This is a genomic window from Candidatus Saccharibacteria bacterium, from assembly GCA_016699955.1.
In the GTDB taxonomy this organism is placed as follows: Bacteria; Patescibacteriota; Saccharimonadia; order Saccharimonadales; family UBA4665; genus JAGXIT01.
On sequence record CP064993.1, the window covers coordinates 962,991 to 978,354 of the forward strand.

General features: G+C 46.7%; 15 protein-coding genes and 3 tRNA genes. 5 read left to right on the forward strand and 13 right to left on the reverse strand.

The window, feature by feature from the left end:
* Position 1 precedes the first annotated feature (1 nt).
* Together IPL85_04960 and zwf are read left to right on the forward strand one after the other, a co-directional pair.
* Complete coding sequence (locus IPL85_04960; protein ID QQS19592.1) at positions 2-925, forward strand: NADP-dependent phosphogluconate dehydrogenase; 924 nt, start codon at positions 2-4, stop codon at positions 923-925.
* Positions 922-2,310 (forward strand): glucose-6-phosphate dehydrogenase, encoded by a 1,389-nt coding sequence (gene zwf / locus IPL85_04965; GenBank protein QQS19593.1) that lies wholly within the window; start codon positions 922-924, stop codon positions 2,308-2,310. The genes IPL85_04960 and zwf overlap by 4 nt, the downstream gene beginning before the upstream one ends.
* A 37-nt stretch (positions 2,311-2,347) precedes the next feature.
* Here zwf and IPL85_04970 read toward each other — a convergent pair whose 3' ends face one another.
* Positions 2,348-3,538 (reverse strand): hypothetical protein, encoded by a 1,191-nt coding sequence (locus IPL85_04970; GenBank protein ID QQS19594.1) that lies wholly within the window; start codon positions 3,536-3,538, stop codon positions 2,348-2,350.
* Positions 3,539-3,722: 184 nt separating this feature from the next.
* Here IPL85_04970 and IPL85_04975 point away from each other — a divergent pair, with 184 nt between their 5' ends.
* The 3 genes from IPL85_04975 to IPL85_04985 all read left to right on the forward strand — a co-directional run bounded on the left by IPL85_04975 (position 3,723) and on the right by IPL85_04985 (position 8,190).
* Positions 3,723-4,967, forward strand: coding sequence for a glycosyltransferase family 4 protein (locus IPL85_04975; protein QQS19595.1), 1,245 nt, complete (start codon positions 3,723-3,725; stop codon positions 4,965-4,967).
* On the forward strand, positions 4,960-6,174 hold the full coding sequence (locus IPL85_04980; GenBank protein QQS19596.1) for a polysaccharide deacetylase family protein: 1,215 nt from the start codon (positions 4,960-4,962) through the stop codon (positions 6,172-6,174). Before IPL85_04975 ends, IPL85_04980 begins: the two co-directional genes overlap by 8 nt.
* Positions 6,175-6,258: 84 nt before the next feature.
* Positions 6,259-8,190, forward strand: a complete 1,932-nt coding sequence (locus IPL85_04985) for a glycoside hydrolase family 15 protein (protein ID QQS19597.1) — start codon at positions 6,259-6,261, stop codon at positions 8,188-8,190.
* 48 nt (positions 8,191-8,238) lie between these two features.
* On the opposite strand, the gene rpmG is transcribed toward IPL85_04985, so the two are convergent.
* The 12 genes from rpmG to rplM all read right to left on the reverse strand — a co-directional run bounded on the left by rpmG (position 8,239) and on the right by rplM (position 15,363).
* Positions 8,239-8,442: a 50S ribosomal protein L33 gene (gene rpmG / locus IPL85_04990; protein ID QQS19598.1), complete on the reverse strand. Its 204-nt coding sequence runs from the start codon at positions 8,440-8,442 to the stop codon at positions 8,239-8,241.
* Between the two features lie 268 nt (positions 8,443-8,710).
* A tRNA-Thr gene (locus IPL85_04995) sits at positions 8,711-8,785 on the reverse strand.
* A 3-nt stretch (positions 8,786-8,788) separates the two neighbouring features.
* A tRNA-Tyr gene (locus IPL85_05000) sits at positions 8,789-8,874 on the reverse strand.
* Between the two features lie 14 nt (positions 8,875-8,888).
* Positions 8,889-8,965: transfer RNA gene (locus IPL85_05005), tRNA-Thr, on the reverse strand.
* 235 nt (positions 8,966-9,200) lie between these two features.
* A complete protein-coding gene (locus IPL85_05010; protein ID QQS19599.1) occupies positions 9,201-9,854 on the reverse strand; it encodes a tetratricopeptide repeat protein in 654 nt (217 codons plus the stop codon).
* A gap of 22 nt (positions 9,855-9,876) precedes the next feature.
* Entirely contained in the window at positions 9,877-10,728 is an 852-nt protein-coding gene (locus IPL85_05015; GenBank protein QQS19600.1) for a hypothetical protein, read from the reverse strand.
* Entirely contained in the window at positions 10,718-11,638 is a 921-nt protein-coding gene (locus IPL85_05020; GenBank protein ID QQS19601.1) for an RluA family pseudouridine synthase, read from the reverse strand. The genes IPL85_05015 and IPL85_05020 overlap by 11 nt, the downstream gene beginning before the upstream one ends.
* 27 nt (positions 11,639-11,665) lie before the next feature.
* Entirely contained in the window at positions 11,666-12,694 is a 1,029-nt protein-coding gene (trpS, locus tag IPL85_05025; protein QQS19602.1) for a tryptophan--tRNA ligase, read from the reverse strand.
* A 430-nt stretch (positions 12,695-13,124) separates the two neighbouring features.
* On the reverse strand, positions 13,125-13,820 hold the full coding sequence (locus tag IPL85_05030; protein QQS19603.1) for a methyltransferase domain-containing protein: 696 nt from the start codon (positions 13,818-13,820) through the stop codon (positions 13,125-13,127).
* Between the two features lie 16 nt (positions 13,821-13,836).
* Positions 13,837-14,436 carry a hypothetical protein gene (locus IPL85_05035; protein QQS19604.1) on the reverse strand — a complete coding sequence of 200 codons (600 nt, stop codon included), beginning with the start codon at positions 14,434-14,436 and terminating at the stop codon, positions 13,837-13,839.
* A gap of 76 nt (positions 14,437-14,512) precedes the next feature.
* A complete protein-coding gene (gene rpsI, locus IPL85_05040; protein ID QQS19605.1) occupies positions 14,513-14,920 on the reverse strand; it encodes a 30S ribosomal protein S9 in 408 nt (135 codons plus the stop codon).
* Between the two features lie 2 nt (positions 14,921-14,922).
* Positions 14,923-15,363: a 50S ribosomal protein L13 gene (gene rplM / locus IPL85_05045; GenBank protein QQS19606.1), complete on the reverse strand. Its 441-nt coding sequence runs from the start codon at positions 15,361-15,363 to the stop codon at positions 14,923-14,925.
* Position 15,364: the final 1 nt, after the last annotated feature.

A 15,364-nucleotide genomic window follows, 5' to 3' on the forward strand; every position in this document is an offset into this window, starting at 1 on the left:
TATGAAAATTGTTATTCACGGTCTTGGCCGTATGGGTATGCAAATTGCGCGCAAACTGGCAGAAAGTGGAGACCATGAAGTCATTGGCCACAACCGTAGCCCAGAGCCGATGCAAGAAGCTGCAGGCTACGGGGTAAAACCCATCTCTGATATAACAACCATCCCAGGTGAATTCGGCCAGGAACAAGCAGTTGTGTGGGTCATGCTCCCAGCAGAGATTACCGAGCAAGTCGTGCTTGAGTGGACTGAGCGTCTACCAAAAGGTTCCATCATAATCAACGGAGCAAATTTTGATTTTCGGGAAACAAAACGACTTAACACACTAGTACAGGCAAAAGGAATGGCTATGGTTGACGTTGGTGTCAGTGGCGGCGTTTGGGGCTATCAAAATGGTTTCCCCCTCATGTGTGGCAGCGACAGCGAGGCCGACTTTGCGGCTGTTAGCCCTGCGCTTGAAACACTGGCAAAACCCGGCGGCATGTACGCCAGATTTGGCAGCAGCGGCGCTGGGCACTATGTCAAAATGGTGCACAATGCCATAGAATACGGCATGATGCAAAGCCTTGGCGAGGGATTTCGTATGCTACATGATGGCCCATACGCAGGACAAATTGACCTAGCACAGGCCGCTGATCTTTGGCAACACCACAGTGTGATTACGAGCTGGCTGACTCAACTGAGCCACGATGCCCTCGCGGAGAATCCAGAGCTCGACGGCATTTCCGGCTATGTTGCCGAGAGTGGCGAAGCTCGGTGGACATTAGAAGCAGCGAAACAAATGGGCATCGACTTGCCTGCCATCCAAGCGGCTTTTGATGTGCGCGTTCGTTCGCAGCAAGGAGAGACCAACTTTGCAACAAAAGTTGTTGCCGCCCAACGCAACAAGTTTGGTGGACACAACCTAAACGGCGAAGGCAAAGCATGAACGACTACATAAACCGACCGTTTATACTTGTTATCTTTGGCATAACAGGCGACCTGTCTCAGAGAAAGCTTTTACCAGCACTGTATCACCTGGTAAAACATCGCCAGCTGCCAGAACAGATGAAAATTGTCGGTATCAGCCGCCACCACGTGCCTGTTTCGCACGTCTACGAAAATCTTCACCAGAAGATTCATGGCGGAGACTACGATAAAGCAGTGATTGAACAGCTACACGATGCAACCGAAATGCTGCAAGTTGACCTAGACGATATAGCAGACTATGAGCGTTTGCTAGAAAACTTACGCGTCATGTCTCAAGAACTTGGACCAGGAGTAAGCCGCCTATACTACCTGTCTATTCCTGCCCAGGCCTTTGTAAACGTTGTACACCACTTGGGAGAAACTCGTCACCACGAACCGTTTGAGCAGGATGGAGAAAGGCCACGGCTTCTCGTTGAAAAACCCTTCGGCTACAACTTTGCCTCAGCCGAAACGCTCGTAAAAGCGGCCGACGAACATTTTGGCGAGCAGCAAACTTTTCGTATTGACCATTACTTAGCCAAAGAAACGGCTCAAAACATCTTAACGTTTCGTTTCCAGAATCCGCTGTTCCAAACAATTTGGAACACCAGACACATTGAAAGCATCCAGATTGTAGCCTACGAAACAATTGGCATCGAAAACCGTGTCACTTTTTATGAGCAAACTGGCGCTCTGCGCGACATTTTGCAAAGCCATCTTATGCAGCTGCTTGCTCTTATTACCATGGAGAAACCAGCCGCTCTTGAGAGCCATGACATTCATAAAGCAAAATTACGCTTACTTGAAAGCATTGACACAATTTCAGCAGAACAGGTAGAAACACATGCTGTCCGCGGGCAGTACGATAGCTACAAAGCAGAAGTGAACAACCCGCGAAGTCACGTTGAAACATTTGCTCGGTTACATTTAACCATCGACAACGAGCAGTGGCGCGGCGTAAACGTGAGCATAGAAACAGGTAAAGCGCTCCACGAAAAATGCACCGAAATTATTGTGCGATTTCGAGCGAACAAAGATGCACCGGGCACAAACATTCTTACCTTCCGTGTACAGCCACAGGAAGGCATAACCCTTTCCCTCCAAGCCAAACGACCAGGCTTAAGCAAAGAAACCGAAATGGTCAAGATGGATTTTGACTATGAACGCGCTTTTTTCGGCCAAACCGGAGATGCTTACGAAAGAGTAATTATTGATGCCGTGCGCGGTGATCAATCACTATTTGCCACAGCGCAAGAGGTGCTTACTTCGTGGCGTATTGTCGAAAACGTGCTAAAAAACTGGTCTGAGAGCGATCACAGCCTGCAAATTTACCCTGTTGGCTCGCCTGCTTCTGATATTAATTAAAAAAATGTAAAAATTCTTGCAATTCTGCCGTATTAGCTCATTTAACAATCTTGCTGAAACTAGTTTCTAAAGCTTTAAGTTTCCGTTGAATCTCACGTTGTAATTTCGCGGGATTCAAGCTGTCATATTGTGATTGTAGCATGGCTTTCTGCTTGTCGCTGACGTTAGGGTGACTCATCAGCCGTTGGTAGGGTGTTTGAGCTGGGTAATAGCGTTTGGTTTTCTTGCCCGTAGCCTGGTCTTTAACGGTTTCTTTAACTTTCATAGTTGGTTGGAAAAAATTAAGGTACTGCCTCCACTCGTTTTGGTAGAGGTCATTTAGGCTTTCTAGCTGTTCATTTGTGTCCATACGTTGGTAACCCACTAGTTGCCGTATGGCAGTCCAGTTCTTTTGTTCGACATGGGCTTGGTCGTTCTTTCTGTATGGCCTAGAACGGGTAAAGGTTAATCGATTATTCTTAGCATAGCGCGCCATGTGCCAATTGATGAATTCGCTGCCGTTGTCCGAATCAATACCCAGTAGTTTAAACGGCAAACGCTTACGGGCACTGTCAAGGCCAGTTACAGACGCTCGTTCACCCTTGCCCATAATAGCCACCTGCTCACTCCAGCTAGTAGCTACATCCGTTAAATTTAGACTGTAGATAAACGTGCCAGCTAATGTGTCGCCACAGTGGGCTACGGTGTCTGTTTCGCACCAACCCGGTGTTGTTTCGTCCCAGCGACCATAACGCACACTAATCTGCCGTTTTAGCAGACTACCTGGTTTGGTTGTACCGCCAATTCGGATGATGCTGCGTCGCTTCTCGCGGGAGACAATGCGTTTAACAGTAGCTAGACTAATTTGCCTAAGCTGATCATCGATTTCGGGTCTTACGGCCAGTTCGCCGCACGCTACTAGCTTATCTAAAAGCTCTGGCATGAATGGCTGCAAGCGTTCAGCGCAGATGTTACTAGTGGCATGCCAGAGTAGCAAAACAACTTGCTTAGTTTCGACCGAATAGCGAGCAGTCCGCGGCTTACGGATAATCGCCTTGGGCGGCGGGGAGCGCAGCAAGACGCTAGCATAGGTTCGGTGATAGCCAGTAATGTCTACCACGTCACTAAGTAATTTGCTGCGTTCTTTTTTCTGGTTCTTCTTGAGACGTTTGTATTTCTTTCGCATTACGCCAAGATATTCCTGGCGGGATAATCTGCTCATTTGATAATTCTTTCCGTTTGTACTCATAGTCCTGACAGCGTAGGGCTAGAGGTAGCTTTTTGGAAACATTATTAATGAGCTAACGAATACTATTTCGGAAAGATTTTAGATGAGCTAAGTCGTTCTGCTTGTACTTGGTTTAGAATGTGCTTATACTAAAAGTTGATAAAACAACAATATTTAAAACAGAGCGAAAACAGAGAGACTAAGAATGAAGGTATTAATGTTAGGATGGGAGTTACCACCTCATCATACCGGTGGGATGGGAATTGTCTGTTATCAAATGTGCAAACAACTAGCACGCAACGGAGCACAAATTGAATTTGTACTGCCGTATACCGCTGACTTCTCTCATATAAACTTTATGACTATAAACCCAGCTCTGCCAGATGATGTCGAACAAGTCATTGGCAATGTGGCAGGTAGTACTTACGATAGCCAACACTTTGAATACGTACTGCGTGATGGATCTACGCGCGGGGCGGCTATGAATGAACACCAGCTAAATTACGCAAAATACGTATCTCGGTTGGTGCAACTTGGTGAGTACGATGTTATCCACGCACATGATTGGTTGACTTTCCGCGCCGGGCTCGCAGCAAAACAGGCGACGGGCTTACCGCTTTTTGTTCATGTTCACTCGACAGAATACGACCGATCAGGTGGTAACAGCGGTAATCCACTAGTCAGAGAAGTTGAGTACATGGGTATGCAACTGGCCGATAGAATATTTGCAGTCAGTCAAGCGACCAAAGACACCATTGTGCGTGAGTACGACATTGACCCTAGTAAAGTAGAAGTTGTCCATAACGCCATGGAGTTTGAGCCACATGAGCTGTACGAGGATCGCAGTGACAATACTTTTCGTTACCTGACTCGCATGAAAGAAGCCGGCTATGGGGTGGTTGTAAGCGCAGGACGCCTCACTATCCAAAAAGGTCTTACTCACCTGCTACGGGCTTTTCAAAAAGCCGTTTCCAAGCGCCCAAAGAGTCTACTACTTATAGTTGGGCCGGGCGAACAGTACGTTGAGCTAGTTGAGCTTGCGGCCGAGCTCGGTCTCAGCGGTAATGTCATTTTTACCGGTCATTTGAACGGTACCGGCAAACAGTGGCGCGATGCCTTCCGCGCAGGCAATTTATTTGTGATGCCGAGCGTCTCTGAGCCCTTTGGACTAACGCCTTTCGAAGCCTTGGCGCAAAAAACACCTGCCCTTATTAGTCGGCAAACCGGAGCTAGTGAAATCCTGCATAGCGTACTCAAGGTAGACTATTGGGACACAGACGAAATGGCTAACCAAATTGTGGCTGTACTCGATCATGCAGATCTAGAAGCAACTTTGGCTGAAGAAGGTCATGAAGAACTTTTAAGACAAAGCTGGCAGAAACCGGCCGAAACCGTTCTTCATCACTACCATCGTCACGCGAGCGCCCGAAAGGAGCTGGCCTATGTCTGATCAACGCGCAATAGTTTTATATCTACACGTCCACCAGCCTTATCGGGTTAGGCACTACACCATTTTCGATGCTGGTCGCACGCACGACTACTTTGATGCCCAAGCTGGTAGCCCTCAAAACAATGCCGACATAGTGCGCAAGGTTGCTCACAAATCCTACCTACCGACAAACGAGCGGCTCATGCGTATGATTGCCGATAATCCCAAGTTCAGACTGTCACTTTCCATAACTGGCACTGTGCTTGAACAACTCGAAGCATATGCACCCGAAGTGTTGCATAGCTTTCAAAATTTAGTTGGCACGGGCAGAGTTGAAATTGTAAACGAAACATACCATCATTCACTCGCCTTCTTCTACAACCGTAACGAGTTTGAAGCACAAGTACAAATGCACCGTGACATTGTCCGTCGGCTTTTTAACGTTACAACAACCGCTTTCCGCAACACTGAGCTTAGCTACAACAATGATCTGGCATACTGGGCTGACCAAGCAGGCTACAAAGCAATTTTGAGTGAAGGCTGGGATCCAGTACTCGGCTGGCGGAGCCCCAACTTTATGTATCGGCCGGCTCACACCGAACATATTAAACTGCTGACTAAAAATTACAAGCTCAGCGACGACATTGCTTTCCGCTTTAGTAATAAAGACTGGGAAGAATACCCGATGACAGTTGACAAATTTATGGGATGGACAAAAGACAGCTGGGATCAACCGTTACTCAATCTGTTCATGGACTATGAAACATTTGGCGAGCACCAGTGGGCTGATAGTGGCATTTTTGACTTCCTTGAAGCCTTGCCTAAGGCATGGTTAAAAACCCCAGAACATACCTTTATGACAGTTTCCGAGGCCGCCACAGAGTTTTCTGCAGTAGACACTGTCGACTGTCCGCAAACAATTACCTGGGCAGACACAGAGCGCGACTTAACGGCGTGGGTTGGCAACAAAATGCAACAAGGGGCAATCGCCAGTTTATACGGGCTTACTGAATCAATCTTGCAAACCGGTGATTTTGCACTCATAGAAGATTGGCGCAAACTTCAAACCAGCGACCATTTTTATTACATGTGCACAAAATACTTCACCGACGGGGATGTACACGCTTACTTTAGCCCTTACGAATCACCCCATGAAGCATACATTGCCTTTATGAATGCGTACCACGACCTTAAATACCGCCTGACAGAAAAAGGCTTTTCGGTATGACCAGATTAAAGCTTGAGAAAACAGGTTTAAGATTACTTCTCTCCTACAGTTTATCTTCTTTCTTTTGCAAGGCAGAGCCTTGCAATGGGTAGACCGGTTATTCTCGGCAACGGTGCCCTAACGGTCGGACTCAACGAAGCTGGTCTTGTGCACGATTTTTACTACCCGTATGTTGGGCTTGACAACCTTACAACTGCACGGAGTCTACAACACCGCATTGGTGTTTTTTGCGATCAAACATTTAGCTGGGTTGACGATGGCACTTGGACCACAAGTGTGCTCAGCGAAACTGACGCACTTATCAGTAGCGTATCCATGTCAAATCATGACTTAAATTTGTCGCTTGAAAGCAGTGATTTTGTCGATACAGAATACAACGCTTTTTGCCGTCAGATTCGGGTGAAAAATACTTCTGAAGCCAGCCGTTCTGTACGTCTGTTTATGCACCAGGTTTTTGAAATTTCGCGGGGTGGCCGCGGTGATACCGCGCTATACGTTCCAGACGGACCTTACATACTCGATTATAAGGGCCGCTGCAGCCTCATTATCTTTGGTCGTGCTGATGATGACTCGCCATTTGACCAGTATTGTGTCGGTAACTACGGCATTGAAGGGAAAGAGGGTAGCTGGAAAGACGCCGAAGACGGCGAGCTCTCTGGAAACGCTGTAGAGCACGGCGGAGTCGATTCTGTGTTGGCTATTCCCGTTACGGTACCAGCCAACGGAGAAACAGTGGTCGAGTATTGGGTTGTTGCCGCGGACTCACAGTACAGCGCAGAGAAAATTCATAACCAGCTTCTCACCCTTGGTCTAGAAAGCAGGCTGGATAAAGCGCGCTCTCACTGGAAGAAATGGCTACAAACCGCTGAGGCAGCTACCGCGAACATACCAGACAAAGAAAAAATGGCAATCAAAAAGTCACTTATGGTTATTAAAGCCCACACCGACAGACGCGGTGGTGTAATTGCAAGTTGCGATTCAAGCATCTACAACTATGGCCGAGACTATTACAGTTATGTCTGGCCCAGGGACGGCGCTTACGCCATGTGGCCACTCATACGACTCGGCTACACTGAGGAACCAAAGATGTTCTTTGAGTTTTGTCGAGACATTATGAACCCCGAAGGCTATATGATGCACAAGTATCAGCCAGATAAAGCCATAGGCAGCACGTGGCACCCACTGGTACATGGCAAACGCAGTGAGCTTGCTATTCAAGAAGACGAGACGGCAATCATTATATTTATGCTGCACAAATTCTACGAAGAAACTGGCGACAAAGAATTTGTCTCAAATTTGTACAGTACCATGGTACAACCAATGGCAAATTTTATGACCGATTTTCGGGACGAAGCAACAGGCCTCCCTCACGCCAGCTACGACTTGTGGGAAGAAAAATTTCTCACAAACACTTACACTACCGCGCTCACTCACCGCGCTCTTATGGCAGCCGCAGACTTTGCAGATATCTTTGCCTTCCCTGATGACGCCGTCAAATGGCGCGAAACCGCCGATCACATAGCCCAGAATACAAAGGTGTTTGTTGACCCAGAGCGACAGTACCTAAGAAAAGGCTTTCTCCTTCAAGAAGACGGCTCACTGCAGTTTGATAATACCCTAGATGTATCGAGTGCCTATGGCAGTATGATGTTTGCTACCAAGGCGATTGGCTCTGCTCATATTCAAAAAACGTTTGAGGGCATAGAATCGGTGCTTCTTCATAAATCGCCTTCTGGCGGAGCGCCTCGCTATGAACACGACACCTATTTTCGATCAGATCCACCGCACATGGGCAACCCCTGGTTTGTCACAACGCTATGGGTTGCGTGCTCTTACATACAGACAAACAGAGAAGATGAAGCCAAAAAACTGGTAGAATGGACGCTCCAACACGCCCTCCCCAGCGGAGCCTTAAGCGAGCAAATTGATCCCACAACCGGTGAACCGCTGTCTGTGCTCCCACTGGTTTGGAGCCATGCGGAGCTTATCAACACCCTTCTTGACCTATACGGCTAATAGCAAAAACGCCCGTTTTTCGGGCGTTTTTCACCTGGGACAATGTTTTTACTTCTTAGGTTTTACTTCGTTGCGGCCGAGGTTTTTCTTGGTCTCAGTAAATACAACGTGTTTGCGAAGTCTCTTGCTGTATTTTTTCAGACTCAGCTTTTCTGGAGTGTTCATTGTGTTCTTACTTGTGTAGTATATGCGTTCACCAGACTCTTCACTCACTAGTCCTATAAGTTTGCGCTTTTCACCTTTTTTTGCCATATCCGGTTATTTTAACAGACAGAACCGGGAATGTAAACAAAAATACCGAGTGATCAACTCGGTATTTTTGATTCCTGCAGGAATTTGAGAAGTTTTATGTAAACCTGTTCGCTAGTTTGGCTAACGATAGTTTACAAGGTATGACCGTTTCGGTGCGCTTTTTATACGTTCCTCTGGGCCAATTAGTTGTAAGTGTTTGGTTTTTTGCGCCAATGCGCTTACTACTTTTAAATTACTACTACGCTTACGCTTTGTCAAGTACTATTCTTGGAGCCGTCACCGAGAGTTGAACTCGGGACCCCTTCCTTACCATGGAAGTGCTCTACCACTGAGCTATGACGGCAAGTGGTGCAGGGTGTAGGATTCGAACCTACGAAGGCATAAGCCAACAGATTTACAGTCTGTCGTGTTTGACCGCTTCACTAACCCTGCGCATTAAAGAACCATGGAGCCACCTGAGGGATTCGAACCCACGACCCGCTGTTTACAAAACAGCCGCTCTGGCCAACTGAGCTAAGGTGGCAATCAATCACGAGTAGTGTATCAAAACAGGGGTTATCTGGCAACAACGCTTGTTGCCTGTGCTTCCCTTGTCGCTTACCCTTCGTTATGCAATATCTTGCGCAACAGATGTAGCAAGCTAGCCAGATGTCGCTTGAGAACATCCCTGGGTCTTTCTAGAATCGAAATAACGGCCTTTTTCTTACTAACACATTCGCTTAAAATACTTCACGGACGTGGAACTTATCTGCAGCTACCTAGATAACAACTCGACGGGGACGAAGGATGCGGCGAGGTTTGCCTGAAGGAACAATAAGAGTCTTGAGCTTTTCTGCTACTTTCTCGGCTTTTTCATCCATGCCACGTTCCAAAAAAGCTCGGTGCAATAAAGAATATGTTTCTTCATTTGGCTCCAGCTCAACAGCCCGATGCAGCGACGCAAACATTAGCTTTTCATTCCCAAGTTTTTCGTTTACTTTTGCATAAGCTACGTGTCGGGCTGCCAAATTTTCTTCTAGCCTGAGCGCCTGCTCAAAAGCTATGCCGGCTTTTTCATAATTTTCTGTTTCATAGTATATGAGCCCCAAATTATGGAGGCTCGAGGGTGTTGCTTCTATACTACTGGCAATTTCAAAACAATCTATGGCGTCACGATATTCTTTTTGTTTGGCGTAAAGAATTCCCAGGCGGTTATACGCCGCCGCGTTTTTCTCGTCAATCTTCAAGATGGTCAGAAGTGCTTTTTCAGCACGTAAAAAACGGTTTTCTCTCATGCCTTGATGCGCTATATCCCAGAGCTTGCCTATGCGGTCACCAACTTTACGAGAAATATCTGACTCGTCTTCTGTGCGTTTTCGGGTGTGCAGTAGGCCCATAAAACCAAATGCGCTTACTACTAATAGTTCGTACATATCTTCCTTACAGTATAGCACATCACAGTTCTAGCATAAGCTCTGTCAATACAAGTTTGGTGTGCCCCCTCTGTGCGAGTGCTTTTTGCGCAATAATACCGCTGGTTAAAATCCGCTGCCACTGCACTGTATTCTCTGATTGTCTGAGGCTCATTGACGCCACCAGCACAAGCGTGTCGACAAATTGAGCTGCCTGTTCTTTATCTTTGAGATCGCTATCAATAATCGTTAACCGACTAAATTTATCACCAGTCAGCGCTCGTTTTACCAACCCATAAACGGCAAAACCTTCACTGGCAGATTCCTCAAGGAGTTGGTTGACTACCGACGGGCTTCCGCCGCCGAGCAATATCGCTTGTTCTACGTGCGCTGTATCGAACCCTTTTGTCAAAAAATACTTTTTTGTGTCTTCTGGTTCGGGGAGACGCACACGAAGAATCTGCACCCGAGATCTTATGGTTGCTAGCAATTTGCCAGGGGCAGAAGATGTCAGAATAAGTACCGTCCGTTCTGGTGGTTCTTCGAGCAATTTAAGTAGCGCGTTTTGAGCCTGCCGCGACATGGTTTCTGCGTCTACAATTACAATCGCACGGGAAACACTTTTCTCACCCGGAACTACTAGCGACACAAAGCTAACTAAATCTCTTATGGGTTTTATGGCAATAACACCCTTTTCGGGCGTAATTAGCCGCACAAATGCCTGCCCCGTTACTTTATTGGATGGTACGCCAAGCAGTTTTCCTACGAGTTCGATCGCCAGGTGCGTTTTACCGACTCCAACAGTGCCTGTAAGTAGTACGGCGTGCGTTGGGTTGCTAATATAGCGCGCCAGGGCTGCTACTGTTTCAGGGTGCACGAGCAGGTCAGGATCCATGCTTCAGCTTGTCTTCAAAGCCACCTGGCGTATTAACACGAAAAACTTTGCGCTCATGGCCAGCCAGAATAGTCAGTTCTAGCTCCTCAGCATGCAAATACAGACGATCGGCTGGTTCTCCGTTGTACAGCACATCGCCCACAATTGGGGCTCCCTGGTGCGCAAGGTGTACGCGAAGCTGGTGGGTACGGCCAGTTTCAGGTTTGAGCTCCAGTAGACTGTAGCCGCCGCCAGTGGCCAGTGTTCTGTACATGGTTTGCGCATGCTTACCCTGGGGGCCTACGCGAAATGTGGCTGGTGCTTTTGGGTTTCGTTCTATAGGCATGTCTATAACAGCGGCCTCGGGGTTCATGGTACCTTTTATAACGGCCCGGTAAGTTTTCTTAGTTTTACGCTGTGCGAATTGTTTTTGCAACCAGCTGAGCGCCTCAGGTGTTTTGGCGCATATCATGACGCCGCTTGTTGCTCTGTCGAGTCGATGCACAATACCCGCCCGACTCGTGTGAAATGTTAGACCTCGCATATGCTCGTCGCCTCTGTTATCTAGATGTGCGAGGTCTAACCTTTCACATCTTTTTCGGAGCCAGGTGGCCACAGTTGGTTCGGGGTTGAAGGCGCCTTTGCTGTGTGTAAGCAATCCCACTGGCTTATTTATAACCACGCAGTCATCGTCTTCATACACGATCTCTAAGTCAATATCTGGTATGCTCTCCTCTTTTGCGGGGTCATAGTCGACAGCGACAACGTCATTCGGTTTCATCTTGTAACCAGCTTTTACCTGGAATGCGCCATTAACTGAGACTCGTTTACCTTCAATGAGTTTAGCGGCATATGCGCGGCTTAGCTGCGGAAGCATCGCTACAACTCGCTGATCTAATCTCTCCGCCCGGCTGATTTCAATATTTGCCATTGATTACATTCTAACAGAGGTGAGCCATTATCGTAAGCCGACAGCTTGTTGTACTCGATGAAGAGCCGTATTTGCTATCTCATTCATGGCACGTTCGTCGGTTTCCAGTTTTTGCATTAGCTGTTCGTCGTTTACTCGGCTAAGTCGCTCTTGGAAGCCGCGAAGGAACTCAGAAACGGCTGCAGCTGCATCTTCTTTAAGCGGGCCATACTGTGTTTGACTGGTGTAATGGTCTTTTATTTCGTCGTAGGGTTTACCGGTGGCAAGTGCTAGGATTTGGATGAGATTCACTATGCCTGGTTGATCTTGGTTATCGACATCAATCTTGCCGTAACTATCAGTTGTGGCGCTGTGAATCTTCTTAACTGCATCATCTGGTGAATCTCCTAAAAATATTATTCCTTTGCCAGATTCGTCACTTTTACTCATTTTTTTCGTAGGGTCTTGAAGGTCTTTTATGCGTAAACCCTGCTCCTTACCGAAAAATTCATGCTGTTTGGCGACTGGCTCAGGAACAGTGAAAAGCTGCCCAAACCTACCATTCATCCGCTCGGCAATATCCCTCGTAAACTCCAGATGCTGCGTCTGATCCTCGCCCACTGGCACATACTGCGCACCATACAGCAAAATATCAGCCGCCATAAGCACTGGGTAGTCAAAAAGACCAAGGCTGATTGATTCTGTCCCGAGTTTGCTAGACTTGTCCTTATACTGTGTCATCCGCTCCATCTGACCCACTCCAGTAAAACAGTTTAGAATTACCGTCATTTCACTGTGGGCCGGCACGTAACTCTGGCGATAGATATGTACGCTTTGATTATCAAGTGGTAGCCCGGCTGCAACAAAAAGTCGCAAATTGTGCATTATTTGCTGTTGCAACTGGCTGTGGTCGATTGGCGTAGTGAAGCTGTGCAGATCTGGTACAAATAGATTAACCTCGTACTCTTCCGAAAGCGTCTTGGCCATGTCGATCATAGGCAGCAAAGCCCCAAAATAGTTGCCGATATGCAAATCGTTATTGGCCCTCAGCCCCGTAAGTATCACTGGTTTATTCATATTAGTAGTATACCCCAGAATTTTACAGCTTTAGCACTTTACACCTCTTACAACATTACAGGCTTCTTCAGCTATATCATAAGTAACGGGACCGCTATGCTTTTTTAATTCATAGCAAGTTCCAAGGAATCGATTCGACATGAAAGCATGCTTGCAACCAAGGCATCCCAATACAGTACTAGCAACACTATCGGGTCGAGTGTACAGCTTCGTAGACTCAGGCGGCGCAGCATGTGGGTTAAAAAGACCATCCATAAATAATTTCCTCTGTTAATAATTTAATAATACCGCCGGTGTGGCGGTCTCTTTAGTGGGTTCAAATTTGGTTTCAGCGCACAGAACAGACCGTCACGGAAGTGTCGGTAAACCAATAGGAGCTGCCCTGAACTGTTCGCATGTTTGTTATATTACCACATGCTACAGTCTTACGCTATAAAGTTTTTCGAAGTACAAGCCAAAAGTTTGTTGCCGTACCGTCGCGGTTAAGTTTATAAGTTTTCTTTGTTATAGTTTGCAGCTCGCAAACTTCAAAAACAGAGTAGAAGTTACGGAGTTCATCTTTTGTATAATCTTTTTGAAACTTGCCGTTTTGAGGCCATAGGGTGCTATTTGGCTCAGAGCCGGGGGAGTCTCTGATGAGTTCTTTTTCCCACTCGTCATCGGCTGAACAAACTGTCACAAGCGCATAGCCACCCGACTTTAGGGTACGAAGCATTTCATCGCGGCACATTTCACGACCAGCTTTTGTCTCGATATCTATGGAAGAAAATGAATCAATTGCTATATCAAAGGTGTCATCTGCGTATGGCCAAGGCATATCAATTTCGATGTTTTTTGCAGTAACGTCTTTGGCAACACCTTGTGACTTCGCTAGCTGCTCAGTTACCTTTCGGGCAAGTTCAATGTATTCCAGCGCTTCGACTTTGTAACCGAGACTTGCCAAGAAGACAGCATTACGTCCTTTACCGCTACCTATGTCGACCGCTCGACCACTTGGTTTTACCCCATTGGCATGTAACCAATTAATAAACTTCACCACTCCACTCGCCGGATGCTCATTCGCCATCCGCGACAATGTCAGCCCTTTCTCATGCTCTTCTTGCCAAATTTGTTGCTGTTTTCTCACTACATAATCCTAGCATCTAAATTTTCGGAAGATTAGACGAGATCTGTTCTAGTATACCAATGCAATAACCTAATGGATCAGAAATTACAAATCCACTTGGTGTAACGTTTTCATTGCGAGGAACAAGAAAAATGGTTGAAACCGGCTTATCATCATCGTTATAGCTTACAAATTTAGCAAAATCTAGCTTAAACTGGGGTGGTTCATATTTTCCAATTTTACCACTTGCATTATAGCCTACTACTTTGACACCGACGCGGGAAAAGCAATATTCTGGTGGTGCTTGTCCATCACGCTCTAGCACATTACGTGAAATCTGTGCATCATGTAATGGTATTTTTCCTCCAATAGTCCCTATCCTTCCAAGCATACGAAGAGGCATGCTGTTTAAAGTCCCCTGCAATCCATTTAACACAGTTCTACCTATACCTTCTTCCATAATCCTCAGGTAGTCGAGTTCTCCAATAAACGCTGTAGTAATTTCGCCGATGGAAGCTTCTCCCTGAGGCATGCCTACAAAGCCCGATTCGGCCAACCGGTGTTGTAATAAGTGATGAATCAGACTACCAGCATGTTGGTAGCGGTTCCAGTCTAAATTGCGCTCTGCTCTAGCCATAATAATATATTCTGACTATACAACAAAAACCTCATGAGTAAGATTATTGTTTTTACTGGTAACTAAAAGACACCTTTTAGCGCTTGGTGAATTGGCGCTGTTTGCGAGCACCTTTGAGGCCGAACTTCTTGCGTTCACGCTCACGGCTGTCGCGACCAAGTAGGTCAGCGCGGCGAAGGGTTGCTTTGTAGTCTTCGTTTTTTTCTACAAATGCCTTAGCAATACCAAGACGAATAGCGTCGGCTTGTCCGGCATGACCACCGCCGGTGACAACAACGGTAACGTCAAAATCTTTTAACGGAAGCTCCAGTACCGAAAACGGCTTCTGGATTTCACCGAGTAACAGTTTGCTTTCGGCAAAATACTCAGCTACCGGCTTGCCATTGATTGTAATGCTGCCCTTACCCTTCATAAGACGGACACGAGCTGTCGCACTTTTACGGCGACCCAGAGCGTAATAATAGTGGGTTTTCGATTCAGCCATAGCTATTTCGCTCCTTTCAAGCTTAGTGTTTCAGGCTTTTGCGCTGCGTGGTTATGCTCGGCACCTGCATAAATTTTAAGCCGAGCGAGACGACCATCACGAAGCTTATTGACTGGCAACATACCGCGAACAGCTTTTAGTATCACCTCTGTTGAATCGTTTGCCATAAGATCTTTCAGCTGGCGTTCACGCAAACCACTTGGGAACCCGCTGTGGTTGTAGTACATTTTCTTTTCTTCTTTGCCACCAGTGACTTGGAGTTTATCGGTGTTGATAACAACGACAAAATCTCCGCAATCAATATGGTGTGTAAACATGGGCTTACCCTTACCCGTCAGTAATGTTGCAATCTGTGTGGCAGCACGACCAAGCGTTACTTCAGAGGCATCAACGACGTACCACTTGCGTGTCACATCGGTTGGTTTTGCAGAATAGGTTTTCATA

Bases quoted from the DNA above. Each gene is read 5' to 3' on its own strand.
- rpmG (QQS19598.1), bottom strand. From the start codon at position 8,442: ATGGCAAAAAAAGGTGAAAAGCGCAAACTTATAGGACTAGTGAGTGAA.
- IPL85_05035 (QQS19604.1), bottom strand. From the start codon at position 14,436: ATGGCTAGAGCAGAGCGCAATTTAGACTGGAACCGCTACCAACATGCT.
- IPL85_05020 (QQS19601.1), bottom strand. From the start codon at position 11,638: ATGGCAAATATTGAAATCAGCCGGGCGGAGAGATTAGATCAGCGAGTT.
- IPL85_05015 (QQS19600.1), bottom strand. From the start codon at position 10,728: ATGGATCCTGACCTGCTCGTGCACCCTGAAACAGTAGCAGCCCTGGCG.
- IPL85_04975 (QQS19595.1), top strand. From the start codon at position 3,723: ATGAAGGTATTAATGTTAGGATGGGAGTTACCACCTCATCATACCGGT.
- IPL85_04985 (QQS19597.1), top strand. From the start codon at position 6,259: ATGGGTAGACCGGTTATTCTCGGCAACGGTGCCCTAACGGTCGGACTC.
- rpsI (QQS19605.1), bottom strand. From the start codon at position 14,920: ATGGCTGAATCGAAAACCCACTATTATTACGCTCTGGGTCGCCGTAAA.
- IPL85_04970 (QQS19594.1), bottom strand. From the start codon at position 3,538: ATGAGTACAAACGGAAAGAATTATCAAATGAGCAGATTATCCCGCCAG.
- rplM (QQS19606.1), bottom strand. From the start codon at position 15,363: ATGAAAACCTATTCTGCAAAACCAACCGATGTGACACGCAAGTGGTAC.
- trpS (QQS19602.1), bottom strand. From the start codon at position 12,694: ATGAATAAACCAGTGATACTTACGGGGCTGAGGGCCAATAACGATTTG.
- IPL85_04960 (QQS19592.1), top strand. From the start codon at position 2: ATGAAAATTGTTATTCACGGTCTTGGCCGTATGGGTATGCAAATTGCG.
- zwf (QQS19593.1), top strand. From the start codon at position 922: ATGAACGACTACATAAACCGACCGTTTATACTTGTTATCTTTGGCATA.
- IPL85_04980 (QQS19596.1), top strand. From the start codon at position 4,960: ATGTCTGATCAACGCGCAATAGTTTTATATCTACACGTCCACCAGCCT.
- IPL85_05010 (QQS19599.1), bottom strand. From the start codon at position 9,854: ATGTACGAACTATTAGTAGTAAGCGCATTTGGTTTTATGGGCCTACTG.